The following is a 20,439-nucleotide window of genomic DNA, read 5'->3' on the forward strand; positions in this document are numbered from 1 at the left end:
TCTTATTAAAGATATTACGGAGTTTTATTGTCCTTAATTATATATAAAAGCAAAGGATGGATAGAGATGAATACTTTTGATTGCGTGATTGTCGGCGCAGGTCCGGCAGGATTAAGTGCAGGTTTAACTTTAGGAAGGGCAAGAAGGAATATTGCAGTAATGGATAATGGAACGAATAGAAACAGGGTGACGCAGCAGTCACATGGATATCTGACCAGAGACGGCATAACCCCTCAAGCGTTTAAGGAGGCTGGAGTAAATGAGTTGAAGAATTACCCGTCCGTATCTTATTTTCATACAACAGTCACCGGAATTCGGAAGGAGTTTGGCGGAGAACGAATGATCGTCAGAACAATGGATGACAAGACATTTTATACAGAAAAAGTAATCTTGGCAACAGGTGTTCAAGAAGAATTTCCTTTTCCAAGTGTAAGAGAATTTTATGGCAAAAGCTTGTTTAGCTGCCCATATTGCGACGGCTGGGAGATGAGGGATCAGCCGCTCATCATCATCGCGGACAAAGAAGAGCATACCATGCACATGGCTAGATTGATTTATAACTGGTCAAGCGATTTAATTGTCGCCACTAACGGTGTGGAGCTTTCTAAAGATTGTGCTCAAGAACTGAAGGAACGAAAGATCATCATCAAAACTGAGCCTATCAAAAGCTTAAACGGTCATAACGGATATTTAGAAAAAATTGAATTTGAAACAGGGGAAACCATATCAAGATCTGGCGGATTTGTTGTGCCATCTTTTTACCGCCCTAATCAATTTGCTAAACACCTTGGCTGTGAAATTGACGAAGATGGAACAGTTGCAACAGACGGCGCGGGCCGCACAACAAGCAAAAACGTGTATATTGCCGGAGAAACCGAAAAATCGGCCTCCTCTTCACTCATTATTTCTGCTGCCGATGGTCAAAAAGCTGCCGTTTCCGTCAACACCGATTTAACGTTGGAGCGGTTTTAAGTCTTATGAAGTAATAAAAAAGCCTGCAGAAAAACCCAGTTTTCTCTGCAGGCTGATGTGTTCGCTTTACTTACACCTGATGCTTGTTCGGCTTCCGCCCCTTATAAATCGCAGCAAACCGGTGTGACAAATCCGTTGCCAGTGCCGGCACAATCAGAATGAACGCTTGGAATCTAGAATCAAGTAATTAGAAAGGCCGATAGTTCCAAGCTTAGCGGTCATTCCTTTCTGTCTGATTCAGGTACTCGCGCCGCTTCTTCTTCAGCCCCATTTTGGAAGATGATCAATCGGCTTGCAGCATTTTCTTCTACAATAAATTCGACTTCCACAGACAATGACCGGAGAAAAAAGCGTGTTTCCGAGGATGGAAATAACTCGAACCGAACTTGACCGGCGATTTGCATATAGAGGCGCTCTTTTTCAGATGTCACATAAACGGCGGTTCCGTCTTGAAATGAATAACTGCCGATGTAGCGCCTGTAAATGGCCGGATCGATTTCTTTTTTCTTTTTATCAGCAGGACGGTCTGGTATTGTGTATGCTTGATCAAACAAGATATTGTCCACCGCTTTAAAGATGGCCTGTTCATATTCATCGTCCTGTTCCACATTGCTCAAATAGATGAACGTTTTTTGATGATCAATATATCGAATCATCATCGTCGAATAGCCTGGCCAGCCTCCGCTATGACTGACGATCCGTCCCTTTTCGGGATTGTCTTGAAGCACCCATCCGCACCCATAATCTACAGTCTCGCCGTTTTTCAGACGCGCGGGAGAAAAAGCAAGCTCTTTGGAAGCTTGATTGATCAAGCTGTCTGTATATAAAGCCTTGTCGAACAAAAATAAATCCTGAATTGTTGAGTTTACGGTCCCGTCTCCTTGTATTCCATCAAGATAATAGACATATTCGGTTTCCTCAAGGTCGTCAGGCAGCACATACTGTCCTGTATGTACGTCATACACATATCCAAACGCATAATCGTCAATGATTTCAGGCTGAAGCCTTCTGTTGTACACCCTTGTGCTCCGCATGTTCACCGGATGAAAGATGCTTTTTTTCATGAAATCGGCAAAGCTCAAACCGGATGCCTTTTCAATGATCACCGCCAATAGCACGTATCCCGTATTGCTGTACAGCCAGCCTTCCCCAGGGGAAAAATAACCTGGCGGCTGATGGTTTATCAGCATATCAACGATATCTTGGTTAACAGCAATCTTGTTATGATCCCAATGATTCAGAAACCATTCAAAATAATCCGGCAGGCCCGACGTATGTGTCAATAGATGGTGAATCGTTACGCCCTGATAGGGAAATTCCGGAATCCAGCACTCCACTGAATCTTCGATATTCACTGCCCCTTGCTGTGCTAATTGCATGATTCCCAAGGCGGTAAACGGCTTTGAAAGCGATGCTAGTTCAAATAATGAATGTTCCTGCAATGGACGCTTTTCCGGCAGATTTGAATAACCGAAGGAGTTCTGATAGAGGATGTCGCCTTCCTCTGCAATTAACACCGCTGCGTTTAGATGATTTCTTTCTCCTAACACACTAAACAGATTGGCAAGCCGATCTCTTTTTTTCTGTTTCACTTCTCCACCTCCTCTTTTTTATACGTATATGGAAAATAGAGGTTCCCACCAAAAGAGACATTGGTTTTGGCAGGTTATGACCGATCGCCTTATGAAAAAATAAAAAGCCTGCAGAGAAAAATCTTTTTCCTCTGCAGGCCGAACACATTTCCTCATGCACCTGAATGTTTCTTCGTTATTCTCATCTTATAAATCGCAATCAGCAAAATAAACCAAACCGGTGTGACAAATAGGGAAACACGCGTATCCGTCGCAAGTGCCAGCACAACGAGAATAAACGCCAGGAATGCAAGAATCACGTAGTTTGAAAACGGATAAAGCGGCATCTTGAATTGATTCGCTTTCGCTAAATCGGGTCTTGTTCTGCGGTATTTCAAATGGCAGATGACCGTAATGCCCCAAATAAAGATGAAGCATATGGTAGATATACTTGTGATCAGCGTAAATACTTCTTCCGGCATGATATAGTTCAGAGAAACGCCGATCAGAATGACGACGGCCGAGAAGAATAATGCATTGCTCGGTACTTTGCGCGAAGTCAGTTTCGTCATGGCATCGGGTGCATTGTGTTCTTTGGCGAGCGAATATACCATCCGGCTTGTGCTGAAGACCGCACTATTGCTTGCCGAAGCTGCCGATGTGAGCACGACAAAATTGATAATGCTCGCAGCTGCAATAATGCCGATCGCAGCAAAGACTTGAACGAATGGACTTTCATTCGGATTGATGACATTCCACGGATAAATGCACATAATGACAAGAAGTGCACCGATATAGAAAAGCAAAACCCGGACAGGGATATTGTTGATCGCTTTCGGAATAACTTTTTCCGGATCTTTTGTTTCTCCTGCCGTGAGTCCGACAAGTTCAATGCCGACAAATGCAAAGACGACCATCTGGAAAGAAAGGAGAAATCCATGCAGTCCATTTGGGAACATGCCGCCGTGGCTCCATAGATTTGAGAAGCTCGCTGTACCTGACTCTGTGGAAAACCCTTTTATAATCATGAAAAGGCCGATGCCAATCAGCGCCAGTATCGCAATGACTTTGATTAATGCGAACCAGAATTCCAATTCTCCAAAAAGCTTTACGGTCGCCAGGTTCATGATGAGCAAAATCATAAGGGCGATAAATCCGGGCAGCCACTGCGGCACTTCAGGAAACCAATACTGGGTATAGAGCCCGACTGCTGTCAAATCGGCCATCGCCAGCGAAATCCAGCAAAACCAGTAGGTCCATCCCGTGATAAAGGCAGCCATATCGCCTAAATAGTCTCGTACAAAATCAACGAATGAGTGATAGTTCAAATTGCTTAAGAGCAGTTCCCCCAGGGAACGCATAATGAAAAAGCAAATGATCCCTGTGATCATGTAAGCAAATAAAATTGCCGGCCCGGCAAAATGGATCGATTTCCCCGAGCCGAGAAACAACCCGGTTCCAATGGCTCCGCCGATGGCCATGAGCTGTATGTGCCTGTTTTTCAGGCCTCTCGATAATGTTTGATGATGTGTGATATCGTCTGTCACTTTGATGTGCCTCCAATAAACTTGTTTTGTTACCCCTTTGCTCCCGTAATTTTTATGTACTATTATAACACTAAAATTTATAGGAATTTATTAAAAGGATTTTTCTGCTGATTCGTCTGCAAACGATGTTAAGAAAGCCAAGATCCGCCTCATTAACATGTTATAGCGATAGAGTTTTTGCGGCTTTAACTGGTTCCTTGAAACAGAGAGGTGTTGATAGCTTAAACGATGAGCAGGAGAAAGAGGAACCGAGAGCAAATTTCTATAATAGCCGTTGATCAGAAAATCGGTCTAAAATATATGTATAGCGTTGCATTCTTAAGTATGGTTCGCTTGAAAGGCAAAAGGAGCAAAAACCGGAGCATTCATTAACAGATTTTTTTGGAGGCATGGACATGTATTTGGCTTTTGATATAGGCGGGACCTATGTGAAGCAGGCATTAATAGATACGGCAGGAAATATACAATCAAAAGATCAGTTTCCTACCCCGTATTGTCTAAAATCATTGATTGCAAGCATGACAGACATTTATGCATCGAGCCCGAGAAAAATAAAAGGCATCGCCGTCAGCTGCCCGGGTACGGTTGATATCAATACGGGGACCGTATACCACGGAGGAATGGTCTCTTATTTGCACAATCAAAATCTGATCGAACTGCTCGGAGAAAAGTGTGCCGTTCCGATAACCGTAGAAAATGATGCGAAATGTGCGGCATTAGCCGAATTATGGCTTGGAAGTGTGAAAGGACATAGGAATGCAATCGTCCTGGTGCTGGGAAGCGGAGTAGGCGGCGGATTGATTATCAATGGACAACTGCATCGCGGGAGTCACCTGTCGGCAGGGGAAGCCAGCTATATGATGAATCATATCAACCCTATTTCATTGCGTGCAGAATTTTTCGGAAGTGCAGGTTCTTCCGTATCTATGATCAAAGCGATTTCAAAAAAGAAAGGTATAAAGGCAGAGGGCCAAGATGTATTTGATCTGATCAATCAGCAGGATTCTGAAGCAAAGGCTATTTTTGAAGAGTATTGCTTGCAGCTTGCGGTCCAAATGATGAATCTGCAATACCTGATCGACCCGGAAATCATTGCGATCGGCGGAGGAATCAGCGCGCAGCCTGTCGTTGTAGAAACGATCCGGCAGGCAATCGATAAAATTAAGAAAAACAACCCGATGCATGTTGCAAGCCCAAATGTCGTTGCCTGCACATTTAAAAATGATGCAAATTTGCTTGGAGCATTGTATCACTTTTTTGAGTTTAAACAAAAAAACATTTCTGTAGACTAAAAGGGGCTCCGGGGATTGAATCTCCGGAGCCCCTCATTCCTTCCTCACCGAAATCCCATTCAAATTGTCACTTTTTTGTCGTTGCATCATAACCGGATTGGTGTATTCTAAAAAAGGAATCAGGTACCCGGTCTTAGGAAACTGCGTTTGCATTAAAAAGCTCCCTTCCTTTGTTGAAAACAGCTTAAAATGAGGAGGAATATAAGCTGAGCAAAAAAAGAGTAACGATATTTTCGGCAATGATAATGCTCGTCACGATATATATACTGTACACCTTGTTTGCAAATTTGATTCATGATCCGCATTCGACAGCCTTTCTCATCCATAAAACGAATTTACGTGCTTCTTTTGATCTTCCGGTTTGGTTAAATGTCATGTATGTCCACGTGATTGCTGCTTGTGTGGCCATGCTGGCCGGCGCTGTCAATTTCTCTGGAAGGCTATTGAAAAGCTGCCGCAAGTTCCACCGGTTGAATGGCTATATCTATGTCGTTTGCGTGATGATCGTAACGCTTTCGTCAGGCTATATGGCGCCGAACTCTACGGGAGGGCGAATTGTGAGCATCGCTTTTAATATGGTAAACATGTATTGGCCGTTTGCCACGATTATCTCTGTCATTCAAGCGAGGCGAAAGCAGTTTCACAAGCACCGGAAGTGGATGATCCGCAGCTATGTATTCTGTTTTACCAACTTGTTTATTCATTTGATTACTTTTGTATGTCATAGCGGATTAGGCTTAATATATGAGACGAGCTATACGATAGGCGTTTATGGGGCTATTGTGCTGAATGTTGCTATAGCTGAATGTATCATTCGATATATATTTCGAAAAGCGCCAAATACGTGGCATGCAGCTGTGAATGGCTAGGCCGGCATGAAGCGGTAAAAGGCTGTTAGGTTAAAGTTTTGTTTGTTCCATCAAATGATACCATGGGGGTTTTAGCCCCCTGGTATTTTTGTTTTTATATATAAGTAAAGGCCGTAATCAGTCATAACAGAAGGATGCCCCATTGCCGCAGCATGGCTGTGATTTCGCCGGCCGGATTTTCAATGACAAGAGACTTGTTGAAATTTTCTTTTAGATGAAGGAACGTTTTGTAACGCTCGGCCAATTCAAAAAACACTTTCTCCAATTCCCCGATTTCTTTTGATGCTGTTTGTTCTTCTAGCTGTTCAGCAAGCGCAAGTTCATTGAATCAATATCAAGCAATTTTATTCTTGCCATAGATGATGCCCTCCTTGATTTAATCCTCGTAATGAAGAATGGCAACAGGACGCGCCCAGCCGGCTGAGGCTTTTTGAACTTTAACTGGAAAAGCCATTACATAAAAACCGGTAGAAGGCAATTGATCTAGATTAGCAAGCTTTTCAATTTGACAGTAAGGAATTTTGCTTCCGGCGAAATGTCCTTCCCACACAATGGCAGGATCTTTTTCTTTCTCGTAGCGTTTAGCTGTTTTACTGAATGGCGCGTCCCAGCTCCAAGCGTCGGTTCCGACAAGCCGCACGCCGCGCTCAGTTAAATAGAGCGTTGCTTCGCGCCCCATTCCGCAGCCGCTGTCAAGGTAATCCTTTTCCCCGTATTTGGCGCCAGCCGATGTATTCACAAGCACAATATTCCCGGGAGCCAGCTTGTGATTGATTCGGTTCAGTTCAGTTTCGATTTCTTTTGCAGTGACGACATGTCCATCTTCAAAATGTCTGAAATCTAACGTAACGCCGGGGCCGTGAAACCAATCAAGGGGAATCTCGTCTATCGTCGGCATTTGCTTGTCGTCATCCGTAACAGAGCGGTAGTGGTAAGGGGCATCTATATGCGTCCCTGCATGCGTTGATATATTTACTTTTTCTACAGCCCAGCCTTCATGGCCGGGAAGGTCGTTTACAGAAAGTCCGGGAAAGCTTTGGGCCATCTGCTGAGCGCCTTGTTTATGGTCCGCATACTCAATTTCAGGTATAAAGCCCGGCGGGTCAGATGGAATATCCCCTCTTAAGGATACTGATAAATCTATGATTTGACGTATTTTCATATGGTTCACTCCTTTGCTGGAAAATGATGATATCCAAATTTTAAAAAATGAATGGGAAATGAACAACCTACAGTTTTTCTAAAAATGTTCCTTTATGTACATTAAACAAAAATGCATCTATTATCATAGCAAATGAAACACGGATGAAAGGCTGCATTAGTATATTGTTTTTCTTAAAGTCTCAGCGGCGTCATTTTCTAGCTGCTGGAAATGAGCCCAAACTGTATAGGCCGCTTCATTTTCAAGGATTCTTTTATAGACGATCAGCGAATGTAAAATTAATTTTCTTCCGGATTCTTTCTGAAAATCTGTGTAAGCATCATTTAAGTCTCGGCTCGGATTTTGTATGATTAGTATTTTTGTAAATTTGGCTGTGAATTGAAAAAAGTGATATAGCTCACAGTTTTAACGAAGCAGCTCGTGTAGTGTGAATGATAGTTTTTTTGCTGGAAAAATGAAGAGAAATAGGGGATGAGTTAACCGATGAAAAGAACGGATTTGCCTCTTGTGTATTCATGCTCCGGATGTTCTTCAGCCGCACAAACGGCCAACATGATCGCGATAAAAATGGATCGGGAAAAAATTGCCGAAATGTCTTGCATTGCCGGTGTTGGCGGTGAAGTAAAACCGCTTGTCAAAACAGCCAAATCCGGACGGGATATCATTGCGATTGACGGCTGTCCCTTGTGCTGCTGCAAGAGCTGTTTAGCGAAGCATGACGTTCAGCCAAAGCATCATTTTGTATTGTCGGATTTTGATGTGCCAAAGAAAAAAGGCGCAGACCCTGATCCTGTCCTTTACATGAATGCTTATGAAAAGATATTGCATCTCATGAATTCTGAGACTTAAACGGATGAATCAAACGATTATCATTCATTTGGAAAACGGCTATCTAGGTAGTCGTTTTGTTATGCCTTCACATCGTGATTCTGCGCTGTTAGGTTGGCGTTTCACGGTTAAGTGTCTGTCATCTTTTGTCTTTTAATGACATCAAGGCGGTGGTATGTACGGCGAATACAATACAACCGTTTATATGCATCTTTATGGTAAGATTGATTCTTTTTAAAAAACTTATTTTTTGAGATTATGAACTTTACAACATCGTTTTAAATTCTGCGATGTGCCGGGAAAAAAGAAAAAATTAGTTGGAGTTTTGATTTTAGCCCTTTTCTTGTTTCTAAAAGAAGTACTGGATAGCGCATGGGATAAGTTTGGTTTAGTTAGTTATATGATTGGAGATACAGATCCCGCTATATCAATCGGCATGGATGAAACCAAAAGTGAAGAAAGACTGCGAGAATACTTAGATCAGAACTTACCTCAAGAAGCAAAAGAAAAATACGACATTGAGATCATTCAAGGGGACATTGAAGCTTTAGAAAAAAAGTCTTTGGGGGTCGCAAACAAGAGAAGAATTAAATTAAGAAAAACAGGCTGAGTCGCCTGCTTTTCCTTTTCTGACTTGATCTCTTGGAGGTGCTATCGATCTAATGGTTTCGTACCGCCTTTCCCATTTCAAATTGACAGAAATGAACCTTTTGGTCAGCGGAAAATCGCAATAGATCACAGGCCAGACGATCCGCGTCAATGGAGGATTTATTTAAACTGTGATTTTCCGGCCGCTTTAAAAATACCAAGGGTTTAAACCCTCGGTTTTTTTGTTGTTTTATTTCTAAAAACCTCATCCAGCTTCTCCGCGAATTCCCTCGGATATAATACACAGCCCACATGATTGCCGGGAAAGTCCACAACACCCGTTCCCAAATGATCCGCCAATGCTTCTGCATACCGGTACGGGAGAAAGCCTTGTGAATCAATGCCTCCGGCAGGTGTGACCGCAATTGATGAGGCTTTTAATCTGCCGATGTCCGGCCTGTATTCTCTCAAGCCCGGCACCTCAGATAGGATAAAATAATCGATGTTGGCCATGAGCTGGTCCGTCCGTTCTGGAGGACGCTCCGGCTGAGCGGATGAAGTGATGCCCATCGCTGCTGCGAACGTTTCTAAAGCCGACAAACCGCTTCGTTTATATTGCTGTTCAAGGTCCTCCAGGCTCTTTACCCCTTTGGTGTGATCGCTGCCGGTCAACAATTGCGGAATTGGAGGTTCGTGTGCCACCATCATGCGAATTTGTTCAGGATGATGGATAGCAAGATCAAGACCGATGACCGCGCCGGAGCTGCAGCCGAACACATAGGCCGGTTCATCAGTCAGGCTGGCGAGCAGCCGATGGGCGTCATCACTATGTGCAGAAACCCGGTAGTTTTCGGTTGGGTCTTCGAGTCTGCTGCGGGAGTGTCCGCGGCGGTCATACGTGACAACGGTGTAGCGGTCTGAAAGAAGGTCTGCGATCGGGTATGAATCAGCATCGCCGTTGCCCCCGTGTATCATAAGCAGTACAGGACCCGATCCGCGCATTTCGTAGTAGAGGCTTGCGCCTGGAACCTGCAATACGCCATGTTTTGTATAAGTCATGACAACATTCTCCTCTCGTTGCATCATCACTTTTACATTAAATGATGCAGAAAGGGTATGAAATGCAGAAATCAGCTAATAAACAAACTTGCCATACTTAAAAGCACTGATCACAAGGATCAGTGCGCAGCGTGTCGGCAAACCCTCGCATTCGTTGTCAGGCCTGCGCGTCGGTGCTCACGAATTCCAACATTCGCTCCGCTCCGATGCTCGTCCTTCCTAGACTGCAAGGGTTTTCAATCACGCTGAAAAGGATGACAAAATCCTAAAACTTTAAACCGTTTTAGGATTTTGTCAACAATCTGAGCACTGATCACAAGGATCAGTGCGGAAGTTTATTTTGTGTAAACAATTTTTTTAACCGTTTCGACGGAGAGGTGATATTCCTCGGCTAACCGATCCATCGTCGCGCCATTTTTAAAAGCTTTTTTTATCGAAGCATTTCGGTCATCAATCAGCTTTCTCGCTCCTGAACACACACCCCATTTTTGGCGGGCTGATTCAGGTTTGGGGATATAGATTGTTTCCCCTTGAACATATTTTTGAATTTCTGATATCAGCTTTTCAGGTAGAACAGCGGCTGCTTTTACGTATGCCATGTTTGCCAGCTCCTTATTCTTTAATAAGCAAAATAAGGTGCAAAGCCATATATCAGAAAAGCTCACTCAGGCGATTTATAATGTCCGCCCCATGCAAAGTATCGCCTTTCCAATAACAGGCTTTGCATGAGACGCTGCATTATCTGGCATTTTGATGTTTGCCACGTTCATCACCTCCCTGAAGTTGTTTTTTATTATAAATGAAATCAAGTTTACTTGCATTTGATTATCAGCCCGGATGACCAAATATTTTCCACTAAAAAGAATGATCCCCGCGCAAACTATTTTTCAGCCTACCACGTCTATCCATATGTAACAGCTTATATACGTATATTCAAAAAAGGAGCTCTTTATTGCAATGAAGACACAAACAGCCAAGGCGTCGCTTGTCGATTGCATAACAGACAGGAAAGAAGACTTTTACCGGCTGGCCTATAGTTATGTGAAAAATCAAGAAGACGCATTAGATATTGTTCAGGAATCCATTAAAAAAGCGCTGGCTTCCGTCGATTCTGTCCGCAATCCAGATACGGTTAAAAGCTGGTTTTATAAAATTCTGGTACGCACTGCAATTGACTTTTTGCGAAAGCAGAAAAAACTCAAGGTCATGGATGAGCAAACGATAGAGTTTTTAAGCAGCGGAAAGGAAGATACCTACCGCGATACAGACCTGTATGAGGCGCTTGAAGAACTGCCGCATCCATATAAAACGATTATCATTCTGCGTTTTTTCGAAGATCTCAAATTAGAAGAGATAGCGGAAATCACTGACGAAAACTTGAATACCGTCAAAACTCGCCTTTACAGAGGGCTGAAGCTGATGCGCATCCATTTGACGAAGGAGGATCTTTCTTAATGGAAAAGAAATTAGAACAATTAAGAGAAGAGTACAAAAATGTCCCCATACCTAAAGAGCTGGATCAAGTTGTTGAAACAGCGCTTCGGAATAAACCAAAGAAGAAGAGAAGGATCGTGATGTGGCCCGCATCAACAGCTGTTGCAGCTGCTGTATTATTGACCGCGGTTGTCAATATCAATCCTGGAGCGGCGCAGGCCATGTCGAGCATACCCGTCATCGGCAAGGTCGTCAAAGCCATCACATTCATCGAGATCAAACAGGAGAATGATCAATCCAGCATTGATGTGAAGACCCCGGCGCTGTCCGGCTTAAACAACCGGGAGCTTGAGGATGGCATCAATGAAAAATATGTAAGAGAAAGCCGGCAGCTGTATCAGGAATTTATGAAGGCGACATCCAAAAATAAAAAAGGGCATCTCAGCATTTACAGCGATTATGAGACGGTGACAGACACGCCGGATTTGATCTCGATCCGCCGCAATATCGAAAAAACGCAGGCGTCCAGCTATACACAGCGGCGCTATATCACCATCGACAAAAAGAACGAAATCCTGCTTACGCTGAAGAGTTTGTTTAAAGACGACCGCTATATTGATGTCATCAGCGAAAACATAAAAGAACAAATGAAACAGCAAATGAAGGATGACCCTAATAAAATATACTGGCTCAATGATGAAGAGGCAGAGTCTTTCAAACGAATGAAGCCTGATCAAAACTTTTACATTATTGAAGACCATAAACTGGTGATATCGTTTGACGAATATGAAGTCGCACCGGGGTATATGGGAGCTGTAGAGTTTGAAATACCGACAGGCGTCATTTCAAAGCTCCTCGTCGGCAGCCGCTATATCCATTAATTAAAAAAACCATGATCCCTGCAATCATGGATTTTTCTTCTTTTTGTTAATTTGTAACAGCAGATTGAAACTATTATACTAAAGAGACGGCATTCTGAGAAAAAAAGTTTAGGACATTTCATACATATTTTTTGAAACAAAAAACCGCCCCTTCTGCGTCTATTATCGGAGCCATTGAAAAAGGCGCGAGAAAAACACGAGAACAACCGCACAAATCATTGGAGGAATACCATGCTGGATCAGACACAACATCACCGCTACATACCGGGGCTTGACGGACTTCGGGCTTTTGCCGTTTTGGCGGTCATCGCCTACCACCTCGACTTTAATTGGGCAAACGGCGGCTTTATTGGGGTGGACATCTTCTTTGTTTTATCTGGCTACCTGATTACATCGATTATATTGCCGGCGTATGGAAATGACATCACCCTGAGTTTTCGAGATTTTTGGCTGCGCCGGATGCGGCGGCTGCTTCCTGCGGCGGTGCTTATGATCATCGCCACTGTCATCTGGACCGTATTGTTCAACAGAGAGCTGATGCATACCGTACGGGGAGATGCGACCTCCTCACTTTTGTATGTCAGCAATTGGTGGTTTATTTTCCATAACCTATCATATTTTGATAGCTTCGGATCTCCATCGCCTCTCAAGAATCTATGGTCATTGGCGATTGAAGAACAGTTTTATATCGTGTGGCCCATCCTTTTGCTTTTCGGAATGTACATATTGAAAAAACGAGAGCGGCTGGCGGTAGCGGTTTTGCTGCTTGCACTTGGTTCAGCCGTCTGGATGAGTGTTCTGTATGTCCCGGGCGGTGATCCGAGCCGCGTATACTACGGGACAGATACACGTTCTTTTGAACTGCTGTCCGGCTGTGCTTTAGCCCTTGTGTGGCCGATGAAAAGACTGTCTTCAAACAGGCTGCCAAACAAGCTGAAGCATGCATTGCACAGAACTGAGCTTGCGGCTTTTGCGTTTTTGATACTCTGCATTTATTTTGTTGATGAATACGCCCCATTTCTCTACCACGGCGGAATGCTGCTGATCAGCCTATTTGCAGCCGTTTTTATTGCATGTGTGAGTCATCCGAGCAGCTTTGTAGGCTATTTGCTCTCATGGAAACCGCTGCGCTGGATTGGCACAAGGTCGTATGGCATATACCTTTGGCATTATCCTGTCATCGTGCTGAGTACGCCTGTGCAGGAGATCGGAAATCCAGTGTACTGGCATGCTGCTGTTAAGGTAGCTGTTACGTTAATTCTTGCCGAGGCATCGTATCGCTTTATAGAGAAGCCGATCCGGGAGGACGGATTCAGGCCATTTTTCCGCGCGGTTTTTCTCAATAAATTGTTGGAATGGAAAACGTCTTCCGTCTTAAATAAAGTATCGATGGGGCTCATGATTGCCGCCCTTCTCATTTTTGCGGGAGGGCTGTCCGGATTGGCCGACGAAAAACAACAACCGCAATGGACGTATTCTAAATCTTACCAAGAAACAAGCGCCGCACCAGATCAGCCATCTGATCAAAATGAGGAAGAGAAAGACGAAAAGACGAAAACAGATGAAAACCAAGATCAGGCTGAAACGAGCGATCAGCAAACAAAGGAAAATCAAGATCAGCAACCGCCAAATCGTTCCGAAAAAGAAGTGTTGGCCATCGGCGATTCCGTCATGCTTGACATCGCTTCAAATCTCCGGCATCGGTTGCCCGGGATCACAATCGACGGAAAAGTTGGAAGGCAGGTGTCGCCAGCGCTCCAATTGACATCAGCATACGAATCGTTTAATCAGCCGGATAAAGCTGTGATCATTGAGCTGGGAACAAACGGATATTTTACTGACGGCCAAATGGATGCGTTGCTTAATGCCTTCTCAAAGGCTGATATTTACCTCGTCAATACTCGTGTTCCCCGTCAATGGGAAAGCAAGGTAAATGAATCATTAAAGCGGCAGGCGAATAACCGGAAAAATGTAACATTGGTTGATTGGCACAGCGAAGCCCTTCAACATCCCGAATACTTCACCTCTGACGGCGTGCACCTTGTGCCGAAAGGGGCTGAGGCTTTGGCAGATCTCATCGTTCAAGCAATGAAATAACCTTTTTATGCTTTACATTGTATTGATTAAAACGGGGGAGGACGGAAATGATTCGGATTAGAACTGCAAAAGATGCAGATGTAGCGAGCATTTTGGAAATTTATAATCAAGGTATAAAAGACAGGATTGCTACATTAGAAACGAGTGAAAAAGATATCGAGTATATGACGGATTGGTTTCACAATCGTTCTGAAAAGGATACGGTTCTTGTGGCAGAAGACAACGGTGCGATTGTTGGATGGGCTTCTCTCAATCGGTATTCCCACCGGTGTGCATACGACGGCGTTGCCGACTTATCGATTTATATTGCCCGTTCTTATCGCGGGAAGGGGATAGGCAAAGCTCTTTTATCAAGCATAGAAAAAGCAGCTGTTCAATCCGGCATACATAAAATCGTATTATTTACTTTTCCTTTTAACAAACTTGGACAGGGATTGTATGATTCAATGGGGTATCGGGAAGTTGGCGTATTTAAAGAGCAGGGCAAAATAGACGGTCGCTATGTAGACGTTATGGCGATGGAGAAAATACTGACAGGCCTCTCATGAGACCTGTCTTTTTTAATCAGAGCAGCAGGCAGACCCGGTGTCAGAGGAAGGAGAGGTCACCTTGCATACGCCTGTTTCAGGCAATTTCAACTCGACTCTTTTGGCGGATTCTTTGTCGCCTGTAATATGTGCAGTGACGGAACGGGCTTGTTCATAGCCTGTTGCCAATAAAAAGGTCGGCGCTCTTCCATAGCTTTTTGAACCAATGATATAAAAGTTTTTTTCAGGCTGTCTTAGTTCTTTCTCGCCATGAGGGCGAACAGTGCCGCAGCTGTGAATATTGGGATCAATTAATTCAGCTAAATCAGGCACGCATTCCAAAGCAGGATCAAACGTATGCCGGACTTCTTTCAAAAAACGGAAGTCAGGTCTTGCGCCGGTATTGGCTATGATTTCATCGATGTTTTCCAGCTTCTTTTGCTGCTGATGCTGGAGGCCGATCATACGCAGCTTCCCATCTTGAGCGAATGAAACAGACTGAATAAACATTGAAGGAAAAACTGTAATAGAGCCGCTTTCTAACGTTTTGCGCAGCCTCAATCCTAATTCGCCTCTTGCGGAAAGCTGGTCATTTTCTTCACCGCCAAAAGCTTCAGCAACCTGTTCTTTTCTCAAAATCCAAATGATATTGGTATTTGCATTTTGCTGTTTTAACCGGGCTAAATCCAACAATGTATGAATAGCAGAATGTCCGCTGCCCACAACAGCAACTGTTTTATTTAAATAACGTTCGCGATCACGATTCAATACGTCAGGTATTCCATAATAAATCTGTTTGAAAGCTCTTTTTTCTTCATCGGTGATGATGCCATCAGCGCTTATTGGATTTGGATTCTGCCAAGTGCCGGTGGCATCGATCACCGCTTTAGCTTCATATCGTTTCTCTTCGGCATTGTCAGCCTTGACGTGAAGGATGAAAGGAGACTGATCTCTGCCTTTTGTTTTTGTTTTATCAAAGCCCTTTTTTCCAACATGAACAACACGGCTTTTCAAATGAATATAAGGCTTCATTTCAGGGAGTTCGGTCAACGGTTTTAAGTATCGAGACACAATTTCTGCACCAAGCGGAAGTTCATCTTTATCAGGGAGTGGAACATGGTGTTTCTTTAGCAACGCTTTTGCTGCTTCATCTATATTATATTCCCAAGGTGAAAACAGCCTGACATGGCCATAGTCTAAAAAATTGGTTCCAATATCTTTACCTTCTTCAAATAAAATAAATGGCTCATTTCTTAAAATGAGATGGGCTGCAGCTGCCGTTCCCACAGGCCCGCCGCCGATAATGGCAACCGGTAAAGTTTTGTTATTCATATGTATCCCCCTATAAATCAATTTTTTTTGATTAATTATTCAAAAAGAATTCCCTTCCTCAGCGTGAAGGGCGGAACAAACAGCACAATTCTTCAGACAGCAGATGCTGAATTTCACTGTCGTTCAAGGAATAATAGCTCCATGTTCCCTTTGTTTCTTTTTGGATTAAATCTGCATCTAATAATATTTTTAAATGATAGGACAATTTAGATTGGGGCATTTGTATATCTTCGATTAAATCGCAGACACAAGTCGACCCGCGTTCACAAAGGATATGCAATATGTGCAGCCTTTTTTGATCTGATAATGCTTTGAATTTCTTTTCATAATGTTGAAACGTACGATGTAATGGTTTGTTTTCCAGCGGTATATTGAGCAACTGCAAACCTCCATTTATTTAATCAAATATTTTTGATGAACTAATCATAACGGGTTGCAAGAAAAAAATCAATTTTTTTGATATATATATTTAATTACTTATATAAGCATTGACTTATATCGTGTTGTTATTATACAATGTGCGCTAAAGAGGGAATATTCCGCTGTACAAATCAAGGTAAACAGTATGAAGTCTGTTTGAGATGTTTCATTTTTCTTTTTGTTTATGCGTTGGATCATGAAGTGAATGGCTTTCCAAAATAAGAACAAGGAGCATTTTTCTTTCATGACTTGTGTAAAGCAGAGCTTTATGTTCTTGATTTAGCGATAATTTTAATGTGATATTGAATGATGATTAAGAAAAAATAAAAAGGCGCAATTTCTAATTTGGATTTGAGCTGTTTTTCTAACAGGACCAAAAGGTTTTTTCTTCTGTAGATCAATCGATGTATCATGAATATAAGTAAACGCTTATATAATGGTGTGAAATGAATTAAAAAAGTTAAAAACGGAGGTCATTCAACATGAAAATGATCATCATTGGTTCTGTTGCGGCAGGTACTTCAGCTGCGGCTAAGGCGCGCAGAAATGACGAAAATATCGACATAACAGTTTATAACGCTGACTATGACATTTCTTATTCCATTTGCGGCATCCCCTACTTTTTAGGCGGGGAAGTTGAGAACTTAAGTTCCTTGACACCAAGAAGTGCGGCGTGGTTTAAAGACCGCTATAACGTTGACATTTTCACTCGTCATGAGGTTACCCAGATCAATACCGATCAGAAAGAAGTTGTTGTTAAGGATCTTGAAACCGGAAAAACAAAAATGGATACTTATGATGCTTTAGTTTTGGCAACTGGCGCTTCACCGGTTACCCCGAATATTCCTGACGTTCACAAAGAGCATGTATTTCAAGTGAGAACGATACAAGATACATCTGCAATTGACCAATATATGAAGCAAGAAAACCCTCAAAAAGCAACGATAATCGGTGCAGGTTATATCGGTCTTGAAATAGCTGAACAGCTTACTCATAAAGGCTTGGAAGTAACAATGATTCAACGAGGCAACCAAGTGATGCCGAACTTGGATCAAGATATGGCATACAGGGTTGAAGAAGAACTTCGAAGACATGGGGTTCAATTATTTTTAAATGAAGAAGCAACATCAATAGAAGATCAATCAGTAACGACAAAGTCTGGACAGTCGATTCAATCAGATATTGTGATCTTAGCAACTGGAGTTCGCCCAAATACAAAATTAGCTGAAGAAGCAGGCATTAAGCTGGGTTCAACAGGTGCTGTAGCTGTAAACTCCAAAATGCAGACAAATTCACCTGACATATATGCAGTTGGTGATGTGGCCGAAAGTATTTCATTCATCACAGGTGAACCTTTATACAGACCGTTGGGATCAACAGCAAATAAAATGGGGCGCATCGCCGGGGATGTCATCACAGGCGGTGATTTGGAACATCGCGGGATTTTAGGAACAGGCATTTTAAGAGTGTTTAACTTAGCTGTAGGTCAAACCGGCCTTACCGAAAAAGAAGCGAAAGAGCACGGCTATAATACTGACATTTTATATAACATTAAACCTTCAAAAGCAGAGTATTTAGGCGGAAAAGAATTGGTGATTAAGGCTGTTGCCGATCGACATACAGGACGTATTCTTGGTGTGCAGATTGTCGGAGAAGAAGGCGTCGATAAGCGCATTGATGTTTTTGCTACAGCCATCACTTTTAAAGCCAAGGCTGAAGATTTATTCCATTTGGATTTAGCTTATGCTCCGCCATTTAGTACAACGAAAGATCCTGTTCTGTATACTGGTATGGCCCTGCATAACTCAATTCGAAATAAAAACCGATTAATAACACCAGGGGAATTAATTGAAAGAATGGAGAACGGAGAAGCATTGCAAATCATAGATACAAGGGTTGAAAAGCAATTTAAAGTATCACACGTACCTGGTGCTATCAATATTCCGTTGTCACAGCTTCGAGAAATCGCCAAAAATCTTAATCACGATCTCCCGACCATTACTTATTGCAATAGTGGGGTAACAGGAAATGCCGCTCAAAATATGTTGATCAATATGGGAGTAAAAGAAGTCTATAACCTTTCCGGAGGAAACAAAAACTTTCAAAGTTATATAAAACATTAACAACAGGTTTTAAGTAATACGTCCATATATAATATTCCACTTATATACTGCATCAAAGGAGGGATTAAATTGACTGTCGGTACCAAATTAGGGGGCGATGCCATGCTGCGCTGCTTAAAAACACTCAGCGATCAAACAAGACTGATGATGATGAAGCTATTTCTTGAAAAAGAGTATTGTGTATGTCAATTGGTGGATATGTTTGAAATGAGCCAACCTTCAATCAGCCAGCATTTGCGAAAATTAAAAGATGCAGGCTTTCTAAAGGAGGACAGGAAAGGCCAGTGGCGTTTTTATTCGATCAACAGATCATGCCCTGAATTTGAGACAATCCAGCATATCTTAAATCAAATGGATGAGGAGGATGAACTTTTACAAAGCATCAAACAAAAAGAAACTCAAGTTTCTTGTTAGCAGGAGGGTATTCAATTGGCTTCAACTATTTTAGCATTAGTCATTTTTTTACTTACTTTAATATTGGTTATATGGCAGCCGAAAAATTTATCTATCGGCTGGTCAGCCTGTGGGGGCGCCATTATAGCCTTAATTGCAGGAGTTGTTGATTTCCAGGATGTCATAACTGTTACAGGGATTGTTTGGAACGCCACCTTAGCTTTCATAGCTATTATCATTATTTCCCTTATCCTTGATAACATTGGCTTCTTCGAATGGGCGGCTCTTCATATGGCAAAGGCTGCAAAGGGAAACGGTCTTCGCATGTTTGTATATGTCTCTGTATTGGGGGCAGTTGTTGCTGCTCTATTCGCCAATGATGGTGCAGCATTAATTTTAACGCCGATCGTTCTCGCCATGGTGCGTGCTTTGAATTTTCAAGAGAAACTGGTCTTTCCTTTTATTATTGCGAGCGGATTTATTGCTGATACCACATCATTGCCGCTGGTTGTCAGTAACCTGGTAAACATTGTATCAGCAGATTTCTTTAACATCGGATTTATTGAGTATGCTTCCAGAATGATTGTTCCTAACATCTTTTCATTAGCCGCGAGCATTATCGTGCTCTATCTTTTCTTTAGAAAAAGCATCCCTAGGCATTATGATATGACAGATGTTAAAAGGCCTGCTGAAGCGATAAAAGATCAGAAGATGTTTCGGATATCTTGGATCGTTTTAGGGATCCTTTTGGTTGGATATTTTATAAGTGAACTTTTTTCAATACCTGTATCGATTATAGCCGGTGTTATCGCAATCTTTTTTCTCATTATGGCTCAAAAGAGCTCTGCTGTGCAGACAAAGCAGGTGCTTAAAGGAGCTCCGTGGGCGATTGTGTTCTTCTCTATCGGAATGTATGTTGTCGTTTACGGGTTAAGGAATGCCGGATTAACAGATGTTCTCTCAAATATCATTCAGGCAGTAGCAGATCAAGGGCTGTTTGCCGGTACCGTTGGGATGGGATTCATCGCAGCCATTCTGTCTTCGGTGATGAACAATATGCCGACTGTTATGATTGATGCATTGGCAATCGGGGGAACTGATGCTCAAGGAATCATGAAAGAAGCACTAATCTATGCGAATGTCATCGGCTCTGATTTAGGTCCTAAAATTACCCCGATTGGATCGCTTGCAACACTTTTATGGCTGCATGTTCTTTCTCAAAAAGGTGTGAAGATTTCTTGGGGAACATATTTTAAAACAGGGATCATATTGACGATTCCAACCCTCTTCATTACGCTTGCCGGTCTTTATATTTGGCTGCTGATCATTCATTAAACTTATTTG

At 42.6% G+C, this 20,439-nt stretch carries 20 protein-coding genes; 12 read left to right on the forward strand and 8 right to left on the reverse strand.

Annotation, left to right across the window (positions count from 1 at the left end; all coding sequences use genetic code 11):
* The first annotated feature begins 66 nt into the window (after positions 1 to 66).
* Positions 67 to 972: an NAD(P)/FAD-dependent oxidoreductase gene (locus RBH91_RS03255; protein ID WP_307893458.1), complete on the forward strand. Its 906-nt coding sequence runs from the start codon at positions 67 to 69 to the stop codon at positions 970 to 972.
* 218 nt (positions 973 to 1,190) lie between these two features.
* Here RBH91_RS03255 and RBH91_RS03260 read toward each other — a convergent pair whose 3' ends face one another.
* On the reverse strand, positions 1,191 to 2,564 hold the full coding sequence (locus RBH91_RS03260; protein ID WP_307893459.1) for a serine hydrolase: 1,374 nt from the start codon (positions 2,562 to 2,564) through the stop codon (positions 1,191 to 1,193).
* Positions 2,565 to 2,716: 152 nt separating this feature from the next.
* Complete coding sequence (locus RBH91_RS03265) at positions 2,717 to 4,024, reverse strand: amino acid permease (RefSeq protein WP_404802488.1); 1,308 nt, start codon at positions 4,022 to 4,024, stop codon at positions 2,717 to 2,719.
* 461 nt (positions 4,025 to 4,485) lie between these two features.
* Between RBH91_RS03265 and RBH91_RS03270 the strand changes: the two genes are divergently transcribed.
* Together RBH91_RS03270 and RBH91_RS03275 are read left to right on the forward strand one after the other, a co-directional pair.
* Positions 4,486 to 5,382: an ROK family protein gene (locus tag RBH91_RS03270; protein WP_307893461.1), complete on the forward strand. Its 897-nt coding sequence runs from the start codon at positions 4,486 to 4,488 to the stop codon at positions 5,380 to 5,382.
* A 245-nt stretch (positions 5,383 to 5,627) separates the two neighbouring features.
* A complete protein-coding gene (locus RBH91_RS03275; RefSeq protein WP_404802489.1) occupies positions 5,628 to 6,251 on the forward strand; it encodes a DUF2306 domain-containing protein in 624 nt (207 codons plus the stop codon).
* 121 nt (positions 6,252 to 6,372) lie between these two features.
* On the opposite strand, the gene RBH91_RS03280 is transcribed toward RBH91_RS03275, so the two are convergent.
* Together RBH91_RS03280 and RBH91_RS03285 are read right to left on the reverse strand one after the other, a co-directional pair.
* Complete coding sequence (locus RBH91_RS03280; RefSeq protein ID WP_307893463.1) at positions 6,373 to 6,507, reverse strand: hypothetical protein; 135 nt, start codon at positions 6,505 to 6,507, stop codon at positions 6,373 to 6,375.
* A 120-nt stretch (positions 6,508 to 6,627) separates the two neighbouring features.
* Positions 6,628 to 7,413: a cyclase family protein gene (locus RBH91_RS03285; protein ID WP_307893464.1), complete on the reverse strand. Its 786-nt coding sequence runs from the start codon at positions 7,411 to 7,413 to the stop codon at positions 6,628 to 6,630.
* Positions 7,414 to 7,896: 483 nt separating this feature from the next.
* Here RBH91_RS03285 and RBH91_RS03290 point away from each other — a divergent pair, with 483 nt between their 5' ends.
* A complete protein-coding gene (locus RBH91_RS03290) occupies positions 7,897 to 8,262 on the forward strand; it encodes a putative zinc-binding protein (RefSeq protein WP_307893465.1) in 366 nt (121 codons plus the stop codon).
* Between the two features lie 271 nt (positions 8,263 to 8,533).
* Positions 8,534 to 8,851 (forward strand): YolC/YozM family protein, encoded by a 318-nt coding sequence (locus RBH91_RS03295; RefSeq protein ID WP_404802466.1) that lies wholly within the window; start codon positions 8,534 to 8,536, stop codon positions 8,849 to 8,851.
* A gap of 203 nt (positions 8,852 to 9,054) precedes the next feature.
* On the opposite strand, the gene RBH91_RS03300 is transcribed toward RBH91_RS03295, so the two are convergent.
* Complete coding sequence (locus RBH91_RS03300) at positions 9,055 to 9,888, reverse strand: alpha/beta fold hydrolase (protein ID WP_307893466.1); 834 nt, start codon at positions 9,886 to 9,888, stop codon at positions 9,055 to 9,057.
* A 335-nt stretch (positions 9,889 to 10,223) separates the two neighbouring features.
* Positions 10,224 to 10,487 carry a CD3324 family protein gene (locus tag RBH91_RS03305; RefSeq protein ID WP_307893467.1) on the reverse strand — a complete coding sequence of 88 codons (264 nt, stop codon included), beginning with the start codon at positions 10,485 to 10,487 and terminating at the stop codon, positions 10,224 to 10,226.
* A 358-nt stretch (positions 10,488 to 10,845) separates the two neighbouring features.
* Between RBH91_RS03305 and RBH91_RS03310 the strand changes: the two genes are divergently transcribed.
* From RBH91_RS03310 to RBH91_RS03325, 4 genes are all read left to right on the forward strand, one after another.
* The gene (locus RBH91_RS03310) at positions 10,846 to 11,343 is read left to right on the forward strand and encodes an RNA polymerase sigma factor SigV (protein WP_307893468.1); all 498 of its coding nucleotides are present in this window, start codon (positions 10,846 to 10,848) and stop codon (positions 11,341 to 11,343) included.
* A complete protein-coding gene (gene rsiV, locus RBH91_RS03315) occupies positions 11,343 to 12,203 on the forward strand; it encodes an anti-sigma-V factor RsiV (RefSeq protein WP_307893469.1) in 861 nt (286 codons plus the stop codon). Before RBH91_RS03310 ends, rsiV begins: the two co-directional genes overlap by 1 nt.
* A gap of 231 nt (positions 12,204 to 12,434) precedes the next feature.
* Complete coding sequence (locus RBH91_RS03320) at positions 12,435 to 14,300, forward strand: acyltransferase family protein (protein WP_307893470.1); 1,866 nt, start codon at positions 12,435 to 12,437, stop codon at positions 14,298 to 14,300.
* A 47-nt stretch (positions 14,301 to 14,347) separates the two neighbouring features.
* The gene (locus tag RBH91_RS03325) at positions 14,348 to 14,848 is read left to right on the forward strand and encodes an arsinothricin resistance N-acetyltransferase ArsN1 family A (protein WP_307893471.1); all 501 of its coding nucleotides are present in this window, start codon (positions 14,348 to 14,350) and stop codon (positions 14,846 to 14,848) included.
* 12 nt (positions 14,849 to 14,860) lie between these two features.
* Here RBH91_RS03325 and RBH91_RS03330 read toward each other — a convergent pair whose 3' ends face one another.
* Positions 14,861 to 16,159 carry an NAD(P)-binding domain-containing protein gene (locus RBH91_RS03330; protein WP_307893472.1) on the reverse strand — a complete coding sequence of 433 codons (1,299 nt, stop codon included), beginning with the start codon at positions 16,157 to 16,159 and terminating at the stop codon, positions 14,861 to 14,863.
* Between the two features lie 58 nt (positions 16,160 to 16,217).
* Positions 16,218 to 16,538, reverse strand: coding sequence for an ArsR/SmtB family transcription factor (locus RBH91_RS03335; protein WP_275667193.1), 321 nt, complete (start codon positions 16,536 to 16,538; stop codon positions 16,218 to 16,220).
* Between the two features lie 523 nt (positions 16,539 to 17,061).
* Between RBH91_RS03335 and RBH91_RS03340 the strand changes: the two genes are divergently transcribed.
* The 3 genes from RBH91_RS03340 to RBH91_RS03350 all read left to right on the forward strand — a co-directional run bounded on the left by RBH91_RS03340 (position 17,062) and on the right by RBH91_RS03350 (position 20,430).
* On the forward strand, positions 17,062 to 18,702 hold the full coding sequence (locus RBH91_RS03340; RefSeq protein ID WP_307893473.1) for an FAD-dependent oxidoreductase: 1,641 nt from the start codon (positions 17,062 to 17,064) through the stop codon (positions 18,700 to 18,702).
* A 102-nt stretch (positions 18,703 to 18,804) separates the two neighbouring features.
* Positions 18,805 to 19,116 (forward strand): metal-responsive transcriptional regulator AseR, encoded by a 312-nt coding sequence (locus RBH91_RS03345; RefSeq protein ID WP_307894648.1) that lies wholly within the window; start codon positions 18,805 to 18,807, stop codon positions 19,114 to 19,116.
* 15 nt (positions 19,117 to 19,131) lie between these two features.
* Complete coding sequence (locus RBH91_RS03350; protein ID WP_307893474.1) at positions 19,132 to 20,430, forward strand: arsenic transporter; 1,299 nt, start codon at positions 19,132 to 19,134, stop codon at positions 20,428 to 20,430.
* The last annotated feature ends 9 nt before the right edge of the window (positions 20,431 to 20,439 follow it).

This window comes from Bacillus swezeyi (assembly GCF_030908325.1).
GTDB classification, from domain to species: domain Bacteria; phylum Bacillota; class Bacilli; order Bacillales; family Bacillaceae; genus Bacillus; species Bacillus swezeyi.